At 66.6% G+C, this 18,076-nt stretch carries 16 protein-coding genes; 12 read left to right on the top strand and 4 right to left on the bottom strand.

What is annotated here, in order from left to right:
- From G3N98_RS31985 to G3N98_RS31975, 3 genes are all read left to right on the top strand, one after another.
- A partial coding sequence (locus G3N98_RS31985) for a cytochrome c peroxidase (protein ID WP_206150433.1) occupies positions 1-1,217 on the top strand: 1,217 nt, incomplete at its 5' end.
- Positions 1,218-1,341: 124 nt separating this feature from the next.
- Positions 1,342-1,728: a hypothetical protein gene (locus G3N98_RS31980; protein WP_206150432.1), complete on the top strand. Its 387-nt coding sequence runs from the start codon at positions 1,342-1,344 to the stop codon at positions 1,726-1,728.
- Between the two features lie 11 nt (positions 1,729-1,739).
- Entirely contained in the window at positions 1,740-2,210 is a 471-nt protein-coding gene (locus tag G3N98_RS31975) for an NUDIX hydrolase (RefSeq protein WP_089472605.1), read from the top strand.
- Positions 2,211-2,416: 206 nt separating this feature from the next.
- Here the strand turns inward: G3N98_RS31975 and G3N98_RS31970 are convergent, their stop codons facing one another.
- Positions 2,417-3,133 (bottom strand): TetR/AcrR family transcriptional regulator, encoded by a 717-nt coding sequence (locus tag G3N98_RS31970; RefSeq protein WP_206150431.1) that lies wholly within the window; start codon positions 3,131-3,133, stop codon positions 2,417-2,419.
- 521 nt (positions 3,134-3,654) lie between these two features.
- Between G3N98_RS31970 and G3N98_RS31965 the strand changes: the two genes are divergently transcribed.
- Positions 3,655-4,773 carry a porin gene (locus G3N98_RS31965; RefSeq protein WP_206150430.1) on the top strand — a complete coding sequence of 373 codons (1,119 nt, stop codon included), beginning with the start codon at positions 3,655-3,657 and terminating at the stop codon, positions 4,771-4,773.
- Positions 4,774-4,859: 86 nt separating this feature from the next.
- Positions 4,860-6,281, top strand: a complete 1,422-nt coding sequence (locus G3N98_RS31960; protein WP_206150429.1) for an amidase — start codon at positions 4,860-4,862, stop codon at positions 6,279-6,281.
- A 412-nt stretch (positions 6,282-6,693) separates the two neighbouring features.
- Here the strand turns inward: G3N98_RS31960 and G3N98_RS31955 are convergent, their stop codons facing one another.
- A complete protein-coding gene (locus G3N98_RS31955) occupies positions 6,694-8,403 on the bottom strand; it encodes a glutamine--tRNA ligase/YqeY domain fusion protein (RefSeq protein ID WP_089439826.1) in 1,710 nt (569 codons plus the stop codon).
- Between the two features lie 243 nt (positions 8,404-8,646).
- On the opposite strand from G3N98_RS31955, the gene G3N98_RS31950 reads away from it, so the two are divergent.
- Positions 8,647-8,856 (top strand): ornithine acetyltransferase, encoded by a 210-nt coding sequence (locus tag G3N98_RS31950; protein ID WP_011351716.1) that lies wholly within the window; start codon positions 8,647-8,649, stop codon positions 8,854-8,856.
- A gap of 182 nt (positions 8,857-9,038) precedes the next feature.
- Positions 9,039-9,593 carry an alpha/beta hydrolase gene (locus tag G3N98_RS31945; protein ID WP_206150428.1) on the top strand — a complete coding sequence of 185 codons (555 nt, stop codon included), beginning with the start codon at positions 9,039-9,041 and terminating at the stop codon, positions 9,591-9,593.
- Between the two features lie 94 nt (positions 9,594-9,687).
- Here G3N98_RS31945 and G3N98_RS31940 read toward each other — a convergent pair whose 3' ends face one another.
- Positions 9,688-10,908: a CaiB/BaiF CoA-transferase family protein gene (locus G3N98_RS31940; RefSeq protein ID WP_206150427.1), complete on the bottom strand. Its 1,221-nt coding sequence runs from the start codon at positions 10,906-10,908 to the stop codon at positions 9,688-9,690.
- 249 nt (positions 10,909-11,157) lie between these two features.
- Between G3N98_RS31940 and alaS the strand changes: the two genes are divergently transcribed.
- Complete coding sequence (gene alaS / locus G3N98_RS31935) at positions 11,158-13,782, top strand: alanine--tRNA ligase (RefSeq protein ID WP_206150426.1); 2,625 nt, start codon at positions 11,158-11,160, stop codon at positions 13,780-13,782.
- A gap of 130 nt (positions 13,783-13,912) precedes the next feature.
- Here alaS and G3N98_RS31930 read toward each other — a convergent pair whose 3' ends face one another.
- Positions 13,913-14,827 (bottom strand): LysR family transcriptional regulator, encoded by a 915-nt coding sequence (locus G3N98_RS31930; RefSeq protein WP_206150425.1) that lies wholly within the window; start codon positions 14,825-14,827, stop codon positions 13,913-13,915.
- 123 nt (positions 14,828-14,950) lie between these two features.
- Here G3N98_RS31930 and G3N98_RS31925 point away from each other — a divergent pair, with 123 nt between their 5' ends.
- The 4 genes from G3N98_RS31925 to G3N98_RS31910 all read left to right on the top strand — a co-directional run.
- Positions 14,951-16,195, top strand: a complete 1,245-nt coding sequence (locus tag G3N98_RS31925) for a YbfB/YjiJ family MFS transporter (RefSeq protein WP_206150424.1) — start codon at positions 14,951-14,953, stop codon at positions 16,193-16,195.
- A gap of 121 nt (positions 16,196-16,316) precedes the next feature.
- Complete coding sequence (locus G3N98_RS31920; protein WP_206150423.1) at positions 16,317-16,853, top strand: NUDIX domain-containing protein; 537 nt, start codon at positions 16,317-16,319, stop codon at positions 16,851-16,853.
- A 139-nt stretch (positions 16,854-16,992) separates the two neighbouring features.
- Positions 16,993-17,430 (top strand): thioesterase family protein, encoded by a 438-nt coding sequence (locus G3N98_RS31915; protein ID WP_089425894.1) that lies wholly within the window; start codon positions 16,993-16,995, stop codon positions 17,428-17,430.
- Positions 17,431-17,437: 7 nt separating this feature from the next.
- Positions 17,438-18,076: branched-chain amino acid ABC transporter permease (locus G3N98_RS31910; RefSeq protein WP_346779118.1), on the top strand; the 639-nt coding region annotated here is incomplete at its 3' end.

Here is an 18,076-nt window from a genome sequence, read left to right as displayed (position 1 = left end):
TGCCGGCGGCGCAAGCGGCCCCGGCCGCTCCCGCTCCCGCGGTCGCGCCGGCCAGCCAGCCGCAGACGCGCGCGCAGGTATTCGAGGGCGTCAAGCAGATGACGGCGCTCGGCAAGCAGCTGTTCTTCGATCCGTCGCTGTCGGGCTCCGGCAAGCTCGCCTGCGCGTCGTGCCATAGCGCCGAGCATGCGTTCGGGCCGCCGAACGCGCTGTCGGTGCAGCTCGGCGGCGACGACATGCATCGCACGGGCTTTCGCGCGGTGCCGTCGCTGAAGTACCTGCGCGGCATCCCGCCGTTCAGCGAGCACTTCCACGATTCGCCGGACGAAGGTGACGAAAGCATCGACGCGGGTCCGACCGGCGGCCTGACCTGGGACGGCCGCGTCGATACGCGCGATGCGCAGGCGCGCATTCCGCTCACGTCGCCATTCGAGATGAGCAGCTCGCCGGCGAGGGTCGCGCAGGCGGTCCGCGCCGCCCCTTATGCGGACGCGTTCCGCAAGGCGTTCGGCGCTCAGGTGCTCGGCAACGACCAGGCGACCTTCGACGCGGTGCTGCGCGCGCTCGACGCGTTCCAGCAACAGCCGGCGCTGTTCGATCCGTACACGAGCAAGTACGACGCGTATCTGGCCGGCCATGCGCAGCTCACGCCCGCGGAGTTGCGCGGGCTGCAGCTGTTCAACGATGAGAAGAAGGGCAACTGCGCGAGTTGCCACGTGAGCCAGCGCACGCTCGAAGGCGGCCCGCCGCAGTTCAGCGATTTCGGGCTGATCGCGGTCGCGGTGCCGCGCAACCGCGCGCTGCCCGTCAATCGCGACCCGCGCTTCTACGATCTCGGCGCCTGCGGCCCCGAGCGCACCGACCTGAAGGGGCGCGACGAATTCTGCGGGTTGTTCCGCACGCCGTCGCTGCGCAACGTCGCGCTGCGCAAGACGTTCTTCCACAACGGCGTGTATCACTCGCTCGAGGACGTGATGCGCTTCTACGTCGAACGCGACATCCACCCGGAGAAGTTCTATCCGGTCGTGCACGGCAAGGTGCAGATCTACGACGATTTGCCGAAGCGCTACTGGCCGAACATCAACCGCGAGCCGCCGTTCGACCGCAAGCGCGGCGACCAGCCGGCGCTGAACGCGGCCGAGATCAAGGACGTGATCGCGTTCCTCGGCACGCTGACTGACGGATATCAGCAAACGGCCGCACCGGCCAAGCCGTAGAGGCATTCATTACAGCACGCATGCTATGCTCGCTCGCTGACGGGCGTGGTGCGTACCGGATGGCCGGCCCCCGGTTCGCCGGCATGCACCACGCCGTTCGATCGAACATCCAAGGAGAAAAAACATGTCGATGCGTGCATCCCTTTCCGTCGTCACGCGCGTGCTGGCCGGCGCCGCGTGCGCAGCCGCGATGCTGCCCGCCCATGCACAGAACAACCTGAACTTCCTGAACGACACGCCGATCAGCTATTTCAGCAAGACCGACCGCGCGTCGCTGTCGAAGGCGGTCGTGCAGGTGCGCGACGAAGGCAAGGACGGCGAATCCACGACGTGGCAGAGCAGTGGCCGCGGCACGCAGATCGATGCGAAGCTCACGCCGAGCACGACCGAGACGGACGGCAAGACCTGCCGCGAAATCGCGACCGAGATCACCGCGAAGGGCCAGACGATGACGCTCAAGCCCGTCTACTGCAAGACGGCCGCGGGCAAGTGGCAGCTGCAGAAGCGCTGAGCACGCGCGTGATGAAGCGGGGCGCCGCGCCGCGCACGGTGTCGTGCGGCGTCGTGATCCTCGATGCGGCCGGCCGCGTGTTCCTCGCGCACGCGACCGATACCACGCACTGGGACATCCCGAAGGGGCAGGGCGAGCCGGGCGAGACGCCGGCCGACGCGGCGCTGCGTGAACTGCTCGAGGAAACCGGCATCGTGATCGGCGCCGAGCGGCTGCTCGATCTTGGCCGCTTCGCGTACCGGCACGACAAGGATCTGCACCTGTTCGCGGTGCGCGTGGCCGACGACGAAGTCGATCTCGCGCACTGTACGTGCACGTCGCTGTTTCCGAGCCGTCGCGACGGCTCGATGATTCCCGAGATGGATGCGTATCGCTGGACCGTGCCCGCCGACATCGACGCGTATGCGAGCCGCAGCCTCGCGCGGCTGTTTCGCACGAAGCTGTCGCTCGCGGATTTGCACGGGCGGTTGCCGTTCGCATAAGTGCGGGGGCGCAGGGTTCGCGCGCGTCGAAGCGCCCGGCAAGAATCGGCCCGAAGGCCGTCATGCCGTTCAGTTAAGCAATTGAACGGCATTTTCTGAGGGTGGGGTGGCTTGACTACCTTGTCCCCATCGACTTGCTCGCCCGGCCTGTTTTTGTGCTGTTATTCCGCGTCCGATTTTGCATCGGGTCGCGGTGCAGTCGATACTTATCTTTTGCCGGCTGCCGGGCTCGATGGCGAGGATGCCGAATTCGCGTCCGGCGAAACACGGTAACGGTCCAGTATTCCGATCACTGCATCCACCAGTTGGTGGATGACCATCGCGTTTCCGCGCGGGTCGGTCCTGAACGCCTGCTCAAGCCCCCGGTTGCTCAGGACGACGGCGAGTTCGATGGCGCATTGTGTCGACTCTCCGGGGCAGAGAAGCCCTCGTTGGGTCATCTCGGTATACAGCCACCTGGCTTGAGCCAGGTCGGTCAGTTCGTGCTCGTGCAAGACGTGCTTGCTGTACCAGTGGTTCATATAGAGCTTCCTGAACGCCGGTTCGCGGGCACAAAAATGGAAGCTCGCTTCGAGCGACGATTGCACGATTTCACGCAGCGGGCGCTCGACTGCGCCCATCACGCTTTGCCGGGTGAGTTCGAACACTCGCCGGGTTGCGTCAAGCACGATCACGTCGAAAATCTGCTCGCGACTTTCGAAGTATTGATAAATCCAGGCTGCTGACACACCGGCCCGCTCCGCGATGAGACTCGTCGTGACTTCTTCCGGATTCCGCTCAACCACAAGCTGGGTTGCACTTTCGATCACACGAGCCATCATCGCCCGGCTTCGCGCCTGCTGGGGCTGGCGTCTTGCCTTGCCCGTCGCCGGGAGTTCGAACGGGTCCTGATTGTCGGGATATTCGGGAGTGGTTCGGCGCATGGACGATCATAAATAAATGGAAATCACATTTTCAAATAGGGGAAACCCCTGCTGATCACTGTGCCTGATCACCCCATGGTCTCGATCATACCGGAAGGCGCTCGCCGCGACGGCCCGGCTGAGCAGCTGGCCTCGACGAAAGCATCAATTTTGGTCCATGGGCGAAGACCCGCTCATCGTCACCAGAGGGTAAACCTCGTTGACGGAACACATTTGGCGCCGTAGTTTTCATAAACCTGAATCACATTCAGATTAGCGTCTCTTGAATCGCGAGTCATCGCGTCGATGACCAATGTGTCGCGTTGCCTATGCGGCGGTGTGATCGGCGCCCGAGCACGACGGATATGAGGTGGCAACCGGGGCCGACGCTGGACTGCCCGGGTTCGGAGTGTTGCGCTTAGTTCTCCTGTTGATTTTATGTAAGAGCAGGGTTGCCCGATCGAGGAAGGGCGGGCAATGGGTGACCTGATTGATTCTTCCCATTCCAGCGATGGTTGTTCAACGAATTTCGAGGCGTTCGAATGAAAAAATATTTGCTGCCGGTTACGCTCGTCGGTGCTGTATCGACCGCCGTGCATGCGCAAACCAGTGTCACCCTGTACGGTACGGTGTCAGCCGCCATCAACTACGCGACCCACGCCAACCCTGCAGGCGACCATGCGTTCTCGATGCAGCCCGGAACCATCGGCGCAGCGAACTTCTGGGGCCTCACGGGCAATGAGGAACTCGGCGAGGGCACGAGCGCGCATTTCAAGCTGGAGAATAACTTCAATATCAACAACGGTTCCCTCCCGACGGCAGGCTTTACTCAAGGTTTGTTTGGCAGCGAAGCCAGTGTCGGCCTGACGACCCGGTACGGTCGCGTCGACATGGGGCGCCTGAACACATACGGCAGCGCGGCTGAACCGCTGGCGCTTGCCGATCCGGTGCACGGAGGAGGGATCACGACCGAAGACATCTGGCCGGTGGTTTACTCTGGTACGCGATTCGACAACGCGATCCGCTATCGGGCAGTAACGAATGGCATCACGCTGGGTGCGATGTACGCTTTTGGCGGACAAACGGAAGCCACTTTGGGTGGGCATACGCTGGCAGGTACGTTGGGGTACGAAACAGGGCCGCTCGCGTTGCTGGGTGCGTATCAGACCACCAAGCAAAATACGGGCAAGACGAATGATGTCCTCTCCGTTGCCGCGGCGTATACGTTCAGCAAGGTCACGCTGTCTGGATCGTACATGCACGTCGCACGTGATGCCGGATTCACGGGAATCAATAACAGCGGCTTGATTGCCGGCTCGCCCGTCGATCAGAAAGTGAATTTCTTCGAGGCAGGTGTCAGTTGGTCAGTGACCCCGGTGCTGACTTGGAAGAACGCCTACATGCAGGCCGTTGTGACAGGGGGCTCCGTGCTGGGTATGCCTGGAAACGGAAAACTCCAGACGGCGTATTCGGTACTCAACTACGCGGTGTCGAAGCGGACCTTCCTGGCCGGCGGCATCAACTTCAATCGATGGACCGGTTCATATGCGGGCTACTGGGGGTCGTCGGCGGAATCCGGTGAACTTGCGCCAGGGAATCCGGTTGCCAACGGCAGCGATACCCGGATGAGCATCACCGTGGGCATGACGCACGCGTTCTGAGGACTGCTGACAAGCCGGGCGGATCTCCTTGTTTGGTGAGGCCCGGACGGATCAATCAGATTCGACCTTCGATTGGCAAGGAAAGCATGAATACCCAATACAGCGACGACTTGGCGTCGGTAGACGCCACGGAACTGGCGAACCTGATCCGGCGCGGCGAAATCAGTGCGCTGGAAGCGGTGGACGCAGCCATCGTGCGCGCACAAGCCGTTCAGCCTCAACTCAACTTCATGGCGAAGCCGCTATACGAGCGTGCGCGTCAGCGCGCCAGAGCAGGCACCCTCACCGGACCCTTTGCAGGCGTGCCGTTCCTGCTCAAGGACATGTACGACATGAAGGGGAGTAAAACCCGCTGGGGCTCGCGGCTGACCTGGTTGACACCGGTCGCCCGGAAGAACAGCCCGCAGGTGGACGCTTATGAGGCCGCGGGCCTGGTGATCATTGGACGCTCGTCGATGAGCGAGTTCGGCTATTTGCCGACCACCGAATCGTTGGCTTGCGGGCCGACACGGAACCCCTGGGACGTGGATCGCACACCCGGAGGATCGTCGGGAGGCGCTGCCGCGGCCGTTGCTGCCGGGGTCGTTCCGATGGCCGATGCAGCCGACGGTGGCGGCTCGATCCGTATTCCGGCGGCATGCTGCGGCCTGTTCGGACTGAAACCGTCGTTTGGTCGTTTGATCGGGGATCAGGCGCAGGCAGCGGGATTCGACCTGACCGCTGAACACTGCGTATCGCGCACGGTACGGGACTCCGCGGGCCTGTTTGCAGCGATGGAGCGCACTGGCGCATCGGCGGCGCTACCGCCTGTCGGTGCGGTTGTCGGCCCGTCCGCGCGACGCTTGCGTGTCGGTTACTTCATGAACAGCATAGCCGACGGTCAGGCACCGGACCGGGAGGTTGTGTCGTCCATAGAGAGCACGCTTCGCCTGCTGGAAGGGCTTGGGCATCACGTGGAGTCGACGTCACTTCCTTTCGACGGCACCATTGCGTTCAGGGATTTTGTGACGCTCTTCACGAACTCCGCTGCGGAAGCCGTCGAACTGGCTCGCAAGGCGTTGTGGGGCTTCGGGCCCAACCGGTTTTTCCTTGAGCCATTCACGCTGGGAATGGCCGTTCATGCCCAAAGACTGCCCGCCGACGAACTGGAGAATGCGAAGGCCAGACTGAAGGCAGCGGCATCGTCCTATGACGCATGGTTCAATCGTTTCGATGTCATCGTCTCACCAGTGCTTGCCCAGCCGCCTGTTCGGATTGGCACGATACACGGTGCGTTGCCATTCGAGACGGTCCTCGAGCGCGCGAGTCGTTTCGCGGTCTACACCGAGATCCAGAATGCCTTTGGCGCCCCGGCCATGAGTGTCCCGCTTCACTGGAGCACGACGGGTTTGCCGATTGGCGTTCAATTCGCGTCCCGTGTCGGTGATGAACGGACCCTGTTCGAACTCGCCTATGAGCTGGAGGCCGCGAGACCGTGGGCGAACCGGCGGCCGTCCTTATGTGCGTGAGGCATGACGGCAGTCGGTGCAGGCGAGATTCCGGCCAGATCCAATACTCGCGGGAAGGTCGTGGTCGGTACTGACGGGAATGCTGTCGTGTGCATGCGCGTCACCGCCCGGGCATGCTGGAAGTGTCCAGCGCTGCCCGAGTGCAGGGAGGCTCGGGCGGGCGTTCCACGTTGGTCAGTGCGAGATGATGTGGGGCGCCGCCGCGCCCGCATTTGCCACGGTGCTCGCCTGTTTGCAACGCTTGTGCGAGCGCTTGAGATCCATGGCCGATGTGAAAACGATCTGGCCGCAAATGCGACCGGATCGTCAAGGCTCGCTCTTCTCGTCGTACCGTCCTGTTTCTCAACAGGCGCGATAACTGAACGGCATGAGCCCGGATGCCGTTTCTTGGTCGTGCGGCCGACTCAAGCGGTCAAGCCGGCTTGCCCCAGCTGTCGCGCAGCCCGACGATCCGGTTGAACACCGGCTTGCCCGGCTTCGAATCGACCCGATCGGCGACGAAGTAGCCGTGACGCTCGAACTGCAGGCGCGTCTCCGGTGCGATGTCGTCATTGCCCGGTTCGATGTATGCCTGCACGATCTTCTTCGAGTCGGGATTCAGCGCCTCGAGGAAGTTCGCGCCGCCCGCGTCCGGATGCGGCTCCTTGAACAGGCGGTCATAGATCCGCACTTCCGCCGGCTGCGCATGCTTCGCGCTGACCCAGTGGATGTTGCCCTTGACCTTGTACGTGTTCGCGCCTTCGGTGCCCGACTTGCTGTCCGGGAAGTAGTTGCAGTGCACGGCCGTCACGTTGCCGTCGGCGTCCTTGTCGAAGCCCGTGCATTCGATCACGTAGCCGTAGCGCAGGCGCACCTTGTTGCCCGGGAACAGGCGGAAATAGCCCTTCGGCGGGTTCTCGACGAAGTCCTCGCGCTCGATCCACAGCTCGCGCGAGATCGGGAACGTGCGCACGCCGCGATCCGGGTGGTGCGGGTGCACGGGCGCCGTGCACGCTTCCTCGAGGTCTTCCGGGTAGTTGTCGATCACGAGCTTCAGCGGATCGAGCACGGCGACGGTACGCGCCGCCTTGTCGTCGAGGTCGTCGCGCAGCGCGCCTTCGAAGATGCTCATGTCGATCCACGAGTCGATCTTCGTCACGCCGATCCGCTCGCAGAACAGGTGGATGCTCTCCGGCGTGAAGCCGCGGCGGCGCACGCCGACGATCGTCGGCATCCGCGGGTCGTCCCAGCCGTCGACGTGGCCTTCGGTCACGAGCTGCAGCAGCTTGCGCTTGCTGGTGATCGCGTACGTGAGGTTCAGTCGCGAGAATTCGATCTGTTGCGGCAGCGGACGCGTGAACTTGCCGGCTTCCGCGAGTTCGTTCAGCACCCAGTCGTACAGCGGGCGGTGATCCTCGAATTCGAGCGTGCACAGCGAATGCGTGATGCCTTCGAGCGCATCCGAGATGCAGTGCGTGTAGTCGTACATCGGATACACGCACCATGCGTCGCCGGTGCGGTAGTGGTGCGCGTAGCGGATCCGGTAGATCACCGGGTCGCGCATGTTCATGTTCGGCGAAGCCATGTCGATCTTCGCGCGCAGCACGTGCTCGCCTTCCTTGAACTCGCCGGCCTTCATGCGGCGGAACAGGTCGAGGTTTTCTGCCGGCGTGCGATCGCGGAACGGCGACGGCTTGCCGCCTTCCGTCAGCGAGCCGCGGTTCGCGCGCATTTCATCGGCGCTCTGGCTGTCGACATAGGCCTTGCCGCGCTGGATCAGCAGCTCGGCGAACTCGTACAGCTTGTCGTAGTAGTCGCTCGCGAAGTACTGGTGATCGACCGCGTCCTTGCGCCAGTCGAAACCGAGCCAGCGCACCGCGTCGACGATCGAGTCGACGTACTCGACGCTTTCCTTTTCCGGGTTCGTATCGTCGAAGCGCAGGTGGCACACGCCACCGTAGTCGCGCGCGACGCTGAAGTTCAGGCAGATGCTCTTGGCATGGCCGATGTGCAGATAGCCGTTCGGCTCGGGCGGAAAGCGCGTCTCGACGCGGCCGCCCCATTTGCCGGTGCGGTTGTCGTCGTCGATGATGTTGCGGATGAAATTGGAAGCCGCGGGGGCGTCGTTGCGTTCGGTGCTCATGCGGATGGCGTCAGGTTGTGTCGGCGCGTCGCGCCGGTTTAATCCCGTGATTCTACCTGACCGGGGTCCGTCCCGCGCGGCTTGCGGCATGACGGGGGCGGGTTTCGACCGATTATCTCGATATTGTGTCGGCTGTAACACGACGTAAATCGGATTGCCCGGGCCGTTTGGCGTTGCCTATGATGGCTTCACCAAATCAATGCCGCCGTTCGGGATGCCGCGCGGCGGGAGGACAAAAAAATCATGATGAAGAAGACCACGTTTATCGTTCGTACCGCCGTGATCGTCGCGGCCCTGTCGCAACTCGGCGCGTGCGCCATGACGCATACGCAGCGCAATGCCGGTATCGGCGCAGCCGCGGGCGGCGCGCTCGGCTACCTGGTCACGGGCGGCCCGCTCGGCACGGTCGCCGGCGCCGCGGCAGGGGGTATCGTCGGCGCGAACGTGCGCTGACCGACCGACATGACGCGAGCCGCCTGCAAAACGGCGGCTTGACGTCCGGTCGCGACGCTGCGCTCAGCGCGTCCCGACCCCGCGCACATCCTTCCGGTATCAGACAGGCAGCATCAGGGAGGAACGGGTGTGCGACACTGCGCCGACGCCATATAACGATTTCACTCGTCGACGCACTTTCCATGAGCCGATTCCCCGTTCTCGTCCTGCCGGGCTACGCCAATTCGGGCCCGCTTCACTGGCAGAGCCGCTGGGAGCGTGCCGATGCACGCTTCTCGCGCGTCGCGATGCCCGACTGGGACCGCGCGTTCCGCAACGGCTGGTGTCTCGCGCTCGATCGCGCGGTTGAGGCCGCGCGCGGGCCGGTGCTGATTGCCGGCCACAGCCTCGGTACGCTGACCACCGCGTGGTGGGCGACGCGCTATGCGCGCCCGGCCGCGCTCGCCAAAGTGCGCGGCGCGCTGCTCGTCGCGTTGCCCGATCCCGACGGTCCCGCGTTTCCGGCCGACGCGTACGGCTTCGGGCCCGTGCCGTATGAACGCCTGCCGTTTCCGACCTGCGTCGTCGCCAGCAGCGACGATCCGTATGGCTCGCTCGCGTTCGCCCGACACTGCGCGAATGCATGGGGCAGCGCCTTCCACGACATCGGCCCGCGTGGCCACATCAACGCGGACAGCGGGCTCGGCGACTGGCCCGAAGCGCGCCACTGGCTCGACGCGCTCGCCCGTCACGATTGAAAGATCGATTCACCGCTCGATTGATCGCGCGGGGCGGGGCGGCGGTTGAGGCCGCTGCCACGCCGGCCGTCCGCACCCGCACCACCCACCGCGTTCAGATCGCCTGTTTCGCCCGCAGCGCGGCGATCTTCGTGTCGTCGTAGCCGAGCATGTCGCGCAGCACGTCGTCGGTCTGCGCGCCGAGCAGCGGCGGGGCCGTGCGTGCTTCGGGCGGCGTCGCGCTCATCCGGATCGGATTGCGCACGAGCTTCGCGTCCGCGCCGCACGGGTGCGGCAGCGACACCTGCATCCCGCGTGCGACCACCTGCTCGTTGTCAAACACCTCGTCGAGATCGTTGATCGGGCCGCACGGCACGCCAGCGGCTTCGAGCGCACCGATCCAGTCGGCCTTGTCGCGCGCCTTCACCATCTCCGCGAGGATCGGCACCAGCGTGTCGCGATGGCGCACGCGCGACGGATTCGTCGCGAAACGCTCGTCGTCCGCCAGCTCGGGCCGGCCGCCGGCCTCGACGAACTTGCGGAACTGCCCGTCGTTGCCGACCGCGACGATGATCCAGCCGTCGCTGGTCTGGAACGTCTGGTACGGCACGATGTTCGGATGCGCGTTGCCCCAGCGCACCGGCGGCTTGCCGCTCGCGAGGAAGTTGGTGTTCATGTTCGCGAGCAGCGCGACCTGCACGTCGAGCAGCGCCATGTCGATGTACTGGCCTTCGCCGGTCCGGTCGCGGTGCGCGAGCGCGGCGAGCACCGCGATCGTCGAATAGAGGCCGGTCGCGAGGTCGGCGATCGCGACGCCGGCCTTCTGCGGGCCGCCGCCCGGCTCGCCGTCACGCTCGCCGGTGATGCTCATGAAGCCGCCGATCCCCTGGATGATGAAGTCGTAGCCCGCGCGGTGCGCGTACGGGCCGGTCTGGCCGAACCCGGTGACCGAGCAGTAGACGAGGTCGGGCTTCACCGCGCGCAGCGAATCGTAGTCGAGCCCGTATTTCTTCAGCTGGCCGACCTTGTAGTTCTCGAGCACGACGTCGCTCTGCGCGGCGAGCTCGCGCACGATCTGCTGGCCCTCGGGCGTCGCGATGTCGACCGTCACCGAGCGCTTGTTGCGGTTCGCCGCGAGGTAGTACGCGGCCTCGGCGGTATCCGCGCCGTCCGCGTCCTTCAGGTACGGCGGCCCCCAGTGGCGCGTGTCGTCGCCGGCGCCCGGGCGCTCGACCTTGATCACGTCCGCGCCGAAATCGGCAAGCGTCTGCGCGCACCACGGGCCCGCGAGCACGCGGGTGAGGTCCAGCACGCGGATATGGCTCAGGGCACCCATCGTCGAATCGTCTCCTTTCATGGCTCGCCTTGTCGGGCAGGGCCGGTTGGCATGCCGAGCATCTTAAGGCGAATCGGCTGCGCGAGTGGCCCACCCGGCCCGGCGGGAGGGCCGAGCCGCTTTCCGCCGCTTTGCCCGGAAGCCGGCCCCGATCCCGTATAATCGATCGTTTCCGAATCCATGCCGCCGCGCGCCCCGACAAGGGCGCCGGCGTTTAAAGCCGTCTTTGCCAGACTGTCCCCGCACGCCATGAAAGCTGCCGAAATCCGCGAGAAATTCCTCAAATTCTTCGAATCGAAGGGCCACACGATCGTCCGCTCGTCGAGCCTCGTGCCCGGTAACGACCCCACGCTGATGTTCACGAACTCGGGCATGGTCCAGTTCAAGGACGTGTTCCTCGGCACGGACCCGCGTCCGTACTCGCGCGCCACGACGGCGCAGCGCAGCGTGCGCGCGGGCGGCAAGCACAACGACCTCGAGAACGTCGGCTACACGGCGCGCCACCACACGTTCTTCGAGATGCTCGGCAACTTCTCGTTCGGCGACTACTTCAAGCACGACGCGATCAAGTTCGCGTGGGAGCTGCTGACCACGGTCTACCAGCTGCCGAAGGAGAAGCTGTGGGTCACGGTCTACCAGGAAGACGACGAGGCGTACGACATCTGGGCGAAGGAAGTCGGCGTGCCGACCGAGCGCATCATCCGCATCGGCGACAACAAGGGCGCGCGCTACGCGTCGGACAACTTCTGGACGATGGGCGACACCGGCCCGTGCGGCCCGTGTACCGAAATCTTCTACGACCACGGCCCGGACGTGTGGGGCGGCCCGCCGGGGTCGCCTGAGGAAGACGGCGACCGCTACATCGAGATCTGGAACCTCGTGTTCATGCAGTTCAACCGCGACGCGCAGGGCAACATGACGCGCCTGCCGAAGCAGTCGGTCGACACCGGCATGGGCCTCGAGCGTCTCGCCGCGGTGTTGCAGCACGTGCACAGCAACTACGAGATCGACCTGTTCCAGAACCTGATCAAGGCCGCCGCGCGCGTGACCGAAATCAGCGACCTCACGAACAACTCGCTGAAGGTGATCGCCGATCACATCCGCGCATGCTCGTTCCTGATCGTCGACGGCGTGATTCCCGGCAACGAAGGCCGCGGCTACGTGCTGCGCCGGATCGTGCGCCGCGCGATCCGCCACGGCTACAAGCTCGGCCGCAAGGGCTCGTTCTTCCACAAGCTGGTGGCCGACCTCGTCGCCGAGATGGGCACGGCCTATCCGGAGCTGAAGGAAGCCGAACAGCGCGTGACCGACGTGCTGCGCCAGGAGGAAGAGCGCTTCTTCGAGACGATCGAGCACGGCATGTCGATCCTCGAAGCCGCGCTGGCCGACGTCGAAGCGAAGGGCGCCAAGGTGCTCGACGGCGAACTCGCGTTCAAGCTGCACGACACCTACGGCTTCCCGCTCGACCTCACGGCCGACGTGTGCCGCGAGCGCGGGATGACGGTCGACGAGCCGGCATTCGACGACGCGATGGCGCGCCAGCGCGAGCAGGCGCGCGCGGCCGGCAAGTTCAAGGCCACGCAAGGCCTCGAATACACGGGCGCGAAGACCACGTTCCACGGCTATGAAGAAATCGCGTTCGACGATGCGAAGATCGTCGCGCTGTACGTCGACGGTTCGTCGGTCAACGAAGTGAAGACCGGCCAGGATGCGGTCGTCGTACTCGACCACACGCCGTTCTACGCGGAATCGGGCGGCCAGGTCGGCGACCAGGGCGTGCTCGCGAACGCCGCGACGCGCTTCTCGGTGGCGGATACGCTGAAGGTGCAGGCCGACGTGATCGGCCACCACGGCACGCTGGAGCAGGGCACGCTGAAGGTCGGCGACGTGCTGCGCGCGGAAATCGACGCACATCGCCGCGCCCGCACGCAGCGCAACCACTCGGCCACCCACCTGATGCACAAGGCGCTGCGCGAAGTGCTCGGCGCGCACGTGCAGCAGAAGGGTTCGCTGGTCGACGCGGAAAAGACCCGCTTCGACTTCGCGCACAACGCGCCGATGACCGACGACGAAATCCGTCGCGTCGAGCAGATCGTCAACAACGAAATCCTCGCGAACGCGCCGGGCATCGTGCGCGTGATGCCGTACGACGAAGCCGTGAAGGGCGGCGCGATGGCGCTGTTCGGCGAGAAGTACGGCGATGAAGTGCGCGTGCTCGACCTCGGCTTCTCGCGCGAACTGTGCGGCGGTACGCACGTGCATCGCACCGGCGACATCGGCTTCTTCAAGATCGTCGTCGAAGGCGGCGTCGCGGCCGGCATCCGCCGCGTCGAGGCGATCACCGGCGACAACGCGGTGCGCTACGTGCAGGAACTCGACGCGCGCGTGAACGAAGCCGCGGCCGCGCTGAAGGCGCAGCCGTCGGAGCTCACGCAGCGCATCGCGCAGGTGCAGGACCAGGTGAAGTCGCTCGAGAAGGAGCTGGGCGCGCTGAAGTCGAAGCTCGCGTCGAGCCAGGGCGACGAGCTCGCGCAGCAGGCGGTCGAAATCGGCGGCGTGTTCGTGCTGGCCGCGACGCTCGACGGCGCCGACGCGAAGACGCTGCGCGAAACGGTCGACAAGCTGAAGGACAAGCTGAAGAGCGCGGCGATCGTGCTGGCCGCCGTCGAAGGCGGCAAGGTCAGCCTGATCGCGGGTGTCACGCCCGACGCGAGCAAGAAGGTCAAGGCCGGCGAGCTCGTGAACTTCGTCGCGCAGCAGGTCGGCGGCAAGGGTGGCGGCCGTCCGGACATGGCGCAGGCAGGCGGCACCGAGCCGGCGAACCTGCCGGGCGCGCTGGCCGGCGTGAAGGGCTGGGTCGAAGAGCGGCTCTGATCGTCACGACCGATGCGATGTCGTCTCGTTACGGCATCGCTTGAAATAAGAAAGACCCGATCGGCATGCGCCGGTCGGGTCTTTTTTGTTGGTACGCCGGAACGATGCGTGCCGGCCGCCGCGCGACGATTCAGGCCGGCACGGTGACCGGCGGCTTCGCTGCGCCATCCGCCTGCCGTGCGGCCTCGGTGAGCGCATCGCGCAACGCGGCCAACGCGGCCGACGCATAGCCCTGGCGCCACGCGAGCAGCGTATCGATGCCTTCCAGTTCGGGGGTCACGTGCGCGGTGATGTTGCCGGTCTCGGGCTGCAGGTCGAGCACCGAACGCGGCGCGACCGCGATGCCGGCACCTGCCGCGACGCACGCGACGATCGCGTGATACGACCCGAGTTCGAGCACGCGGGCCGGCTTGACGCCGTGCCCCGCGTACCACTGCTCGACGTACTTGCGATACGTGCAGCCGCGCTCGAACGCGATCAGCGTCGGCAGGATCACGTCGCGCGGCGTGCGCACCGGCGGGTGGCCGCGCGGCGTGAGCAGCACCAGATCCTCGCGGAAGACCGGCACCGTCTCGAACGTGTCGGGGAGCGTCTCCGGCGCGGGCGGGCGGGCGAACAGCGCCGCGTCGATCTCGAAGTCGCGCACGCGGTCGATCAGCCAGCCCGTCGTGCCCGTCAGCAGTTCGAGCGACACGTCGGGCCACGCGTGGTGATAGCGCGCGAGCACGGTCGGCAGGCGGCTCGCGGCCGTGCTCTCCATCGTGCCGAGCCGCAGCCGCCCGCGCGGCGTGTCCTCGCGTATGGCGTCGCGCGCCTCGTCGGCGAGCGCGAGCAGGCGCTCCGCATACGGCAGCAGCGTGTGCCCGGCCGGCGTCAGCACGAGCCGGCGGCCGTCGCGCACGAACAGCGCCGCGCCGAGTTCCTCCTCGAGCTGCTTGATGCGCGTCGTGACGTTCGACTGCACGCGATTGAGCTTGGCCGCCGCGCGCGTCACGCCGTTCTCGCGCACCACGGCCCGGAAAATCGCCAGCGCCGCCAGGTCCATGATTCTCTCCGAGCGATGATTGGATTCTCAATTATTCATTTTTCGAGAACGTTTGGTCAAGCTAGGATGGAAGCATTCCGATTTCCGATCCGGCCGGCGCGTTGAACGCCGGCCCATGCCGCCATGTCCCGCTCCGATGCCCCGACCGCCGCCGCCGGCGCGCCTTTCGTCGATGATGCCGACCGCCGCGCCCGCACGGCCGCGCTGGCCTGCATGGTCGGCCTCGCGGTCGTGCTCGGTGTCGGCCGCTTTGCGTTCACGCCCTTGTTGCCGCTGATGCTCGCGGACGGCTCGATCGGCCTGAAGGCCGGCGGCTGGCTCGCGTCGGCGAACTACGCGGGCTATTTCGTCGGCGCGGTCAGTTGCGCGGCGCTACGGGTGGCGCCCGCGCGCATGGTGCGCGTCGGGCTCGTGGCCACCGTGCTGCTCACCGCCGCGATGGGTGTCGGCCACCTGCTGCCGGTGTGGCTCGCGGTGCGTTTCGTCGCGGGCGTCGTCAGCGCATGGACGTTCGTGTTCGTGTCGCAATGGGGGCTGCGCCGGCTGGCGGACCTTCACGCGCCCGAGTGGAGCGGGGTGATCTATGCGGGCCCCGGCGTCGGCATCATGGTGACGGGCCTGATCGGCAGCGCGCTGGCCGGCCAGCGCGCGGCGTCGGGCTGGCTCGGTTTTGCCGCGCTGTCCGCGGTGCTGTCGGTCGTGATCTGGCGCACGTTTGCGGCCACCCCGGCGCACGCCGTGCCGTCGGGCGGCGCCGCGCCGCAGGCGGCCGCCGCAACCGTGTCGCACCACGCGCACCAGCGCCGCCATCGCGCGGACGCCGCTTGGCTCGTCGTGCTGTACGGCATGCCGGGCTTCGGCTACATCATCACCGCGACGTTCCGGCCGGTGAACGCGCGCGCCGCGCTGCCGGCCGGCTCGCCATGGCCCGACCTGTTCTGGCCGCTGTTCGGCGCGGCGCTGATCGTCGGTGCGATCACCGCCGCGCGGCTGCCCGCGCACTGGGACAACCGGCTGCTGCTGGCGGCCGGTTGCGCGACGCAGGCGCTCGGCATTGCCGCCGGGATCGTGTGGCCGAACGCGGCCGGTTTCTCGGTCGGCAGCGCGCTGCTCGGCCTGCCGTTCACCGCGATCACGCTGTTCGCGATGCGCGAGGCGCGGCGTCTGCACGGCGAGCGGGCCGCCGGGCTGATGGGCTACGCGACCGCGTCGTACGGGGTCGGGCAGATTCTCGGCCCGCTCGTCGCGGCGCCGCTGGCCGCGCGCTTCGGGTCGTTTTCCCCCGCGCTGTGGGTCGCGGTGGCCGCGCTGCTGCTGGGCGCCGCCGGTTTCGCGGCGACCGCCGCACGCGGGCGCCGGCAACCCTGATGTCGGCGGGGCCGGATCGTCTGCGGCACGGGCAAACTCGCTAGAATGAAGCCTTTCCCGCGCCGAGCGGGTGCGCGGGCAGCCGGCAGGCGGCCGTCCGGCGCCTGCCAGATTCCCATCGATGACCACCGCCGATTACCGCTTTTGCCCGCGCTGCGCGAGCCCGCTCACCGAGCGCGCCGATCCCGACCATGAAGGCGGCCGCATTCGCCAGGCGTGCCCCGACGACACCTGCGGCTATGTGCACTGGAACAACCCGCTGCCCGTCGTCGCGGCGATCGTCGAGCTCGACGGCAAGATCCTGCTCGCGCGCAACGCGGCCTGGCCCGAAGGCATGTTCGCGCTGATCACCGGTTTCCTCGAGAACGGCGAGACGCCCGAGGACGGCATCGCGCGCGAGGTGTTCGAGGAAACGGCGCTGAAGGCCGAGCACGTGTCGCTGGTCGGCGTCTACGAATTCATCCGCAAGAACGAGCTGATCATCGCGTACCACGTGCGGGCGTCGGGCACGGTCGCGCTGTCGCCGGAACTGCTCGAATACAAGCTCGTCGATCCGCCGCTGTTGCGCCCGTGGCGCGCCGGCACGGGCATCGCGCTCGCCGACTGGATGCGCGCGCGCGGCCTCGATTTCGAGTTCGTCGACCGGCCGGGGCAGTGACGGGCCGGCCCGTCAGCCGCGTTGCATCCGCCGTGCCGCGAGCGATCGCGGCGCGGCGTTCCGCTTCTCGCCGGCGCGCCGTGTCATGCGGCCGCCGCGCGTCGTCCACCTCGCTTCCCTCGTCCTGACCGCCATCGCCATGTCCGACAAGCCGCAACCGCGCCCGCGCGACGCCTATCGCCACTTCCTGCCGATCACGACCCGCTGGATGGACAACGACGTCTACGGGCACGTGAACAACGTCGTCTACTACAGCTACTTCGACACGGTCGTGAACGAATACCTGATCCGCGCCGGCGTGCTCGACGTCGAGCACGGGCAGACGATCGGACTCGTGGTCGAGACGCAGTGCAACTACTTCGCGCCGCTCGTGTTCCCGCAGTCGGTCGACGCCGGGTTGCGGGTCGTGAAGCTCGGCACGTCGAGCGTGCGCTACGAGGTCGGGCTGTTCGCGCAGGGCGACGCCACGCCCGCCGCGCAGGGGCATTTCGTGCACGTGTACGTCGATCGCGGCACGCGCCGGCCGGTGCCGCTGCCCGATGCGCTGCGCGCCGCGCTCGAGCCGCTCGCGGCCTGACGGCGCGGTGCACGCGTTCGCGCTCCAGGCCTTCAACGGCCTCAGCTACGGCTTGCTGCTGTTCATGCTGTCGGCCGGCCTCACGCTGATCTTCAGCGTGCAGGGCGTGCTCAATTTCGCGCATGCGAGCTTCTACATGCTCGGCGCGTACGTCGGCTGCAGCATCGCGGCCGGCGCGGGCTTCTGGCCCGCGCTGGTGCTCGCGCCGCTCGCGGTCGGGCTGCTGGGCGCCGGCTGCGAACGCATGCTGCTGCGCCGCGTGCAGGCGCGCGGCCATACGAGCGAACTGCTGCTGACCTTCGGCCTCGCGTACCTGATCGGCGAGGGCGCGAAACTCGTGTGGGGCCTCGCGCCGCTGCCGGCGCCCGTGCCGGCGCTGTTCGACGGCGCGCCCGTGACCGTATTCGGCCTCGCGCTGCCGCGCTACCGGGCGTTCCTGGATGGGTGGTCCACAGGGATGCTGGGCGCGCTCGGGCTGCTGGGCGCCGGCCGCGACCGCATGCTGCTGCGCCGCGTGCCGGCGCGCGGCCATACGAGCGAACTGCTGCTGACCTTCGGCCTCGCGTACCTGATCGGCGAGGGCGCGAAACTCGTGTGGGGCCTCGCGCCGCTGCCGGCGCCCGTGCCGGCGCTGTTCGACGGCGCG

This window comes from Burkholderia sp. Tr-20390 (assembly GCF_017104595.1).
Lineage (GTDB): Bacteria > Pseudomonadota > Gammaproteobacteria > Burkholderiales > Burkholderiaceae > Burkholderia.
Note: the sequence above shows the minus strand (reverse complement) of the source record. Positions and strands in the feature narration are given on the sequence as shown.

Excerpts from the sequence above, each read along its gene's own strand:
- G3N98_RS31980 (WP_206150432.1), top strand. The coding sequence starts at position 1,342 with ATGTCGATGCGTGCATCCCTTTCCGTCGTCACGCGCGTGCTGGCCGGC.
- G3N98_RS31975 (WP_089472605.1), top strand. The coding sequence starts at position 1,740 with ATGAAGCGGGGCGCCGCGCCGCGCACGGTGTCGTGCGGCGTCGTGATC.
- G3N98_RS31970 (WP_206150431.1), bottom strand. The coding sequence starts at position 3,133 with ATGCGCCGAACCACTCCCGAATATCCCGACAATCAGGACCCGTTCGAA.
- G3N98_RS31965 (WP_206150430.1), top strand. The coding sequence starts at position 3,655 with ATGAAAAAATATTTGCTGCCGGTTACGCTCGTCGGTGCTGTATCGACC.
- G3N98_RS31960 (WP_206150429.1), top strand. The coding sequence starts at position 4,860 with ATGAATACCCAATACAGCGACGACTTGGCGTCGGTAGACGCCACGGAA.
- G3N98_RS31955 (WP_089439826.1), bottom strand. The coding sequence starts at position 8,403 with ATGAGCACCGAACGCAACGACGCCCCCGCGGCTTCCAATTTCATCCGC.
- G3N98_RS31950 (WP_011351716.1), top strand. The coding sequence starts at position 8,647 with ATGATGAAGAAGACCACGTTTATCGTTCGTACCGCCGTGATCGTCGCG.
- G3N98_RS31945 (WP_206150428.1), top strand. The coding sequence starts at position 9,039 with ATGAGCCGATTCCCCGTTCTCGTCCTGCCGGGCTACGCCAATTCGGGC.
- G3N98_RS31940 (WP_206150427.1), bottom strand. The coding sequence starts at position 10,908 with ATGGGTGCCCTGAGCCATATCCGCGTGCTGGACCTCACCCGCGTGCTC.
- alaS (WP_206150426.1), top strand. The coding sequence starts at position 11,158 with ATGAAAGCTGCCGAAATCCGCGAGAAATTCCTCAAATTCTTCGAATCG.
- G3N98_RS31930 (WP_206150425.1), bottom strand. The coding sequence starts at position 14,827 with ATGGACCTGGCGGCGCTGGCGATTTTCCGGGCCGTGGTGCGCGAGAAC.
- G3N98_RS31925 (WP_206150424.1), top strand. The coding sequence starts at position 14,951 with ATGTCCCGCTCCGATGCCCCGACCGCCGCCGCCGGCGCGCCTTTCGTC.
- G3N98_RS31920 (WP_206150423.1), top strand. The coding sequence starts at position 16,317 with ATGACCACCGCCGATTACCGCTTTTGCCCGCGCTGCGCGAGCCCGCTC.
- G3N98_RS31915 (WP_089425894.1), top strand. The coding sequence starts at position 16,993 with ATGTCCGACAAGCCGCAACCGCGCCCGCGCGACGCCTATCGCCACTTC.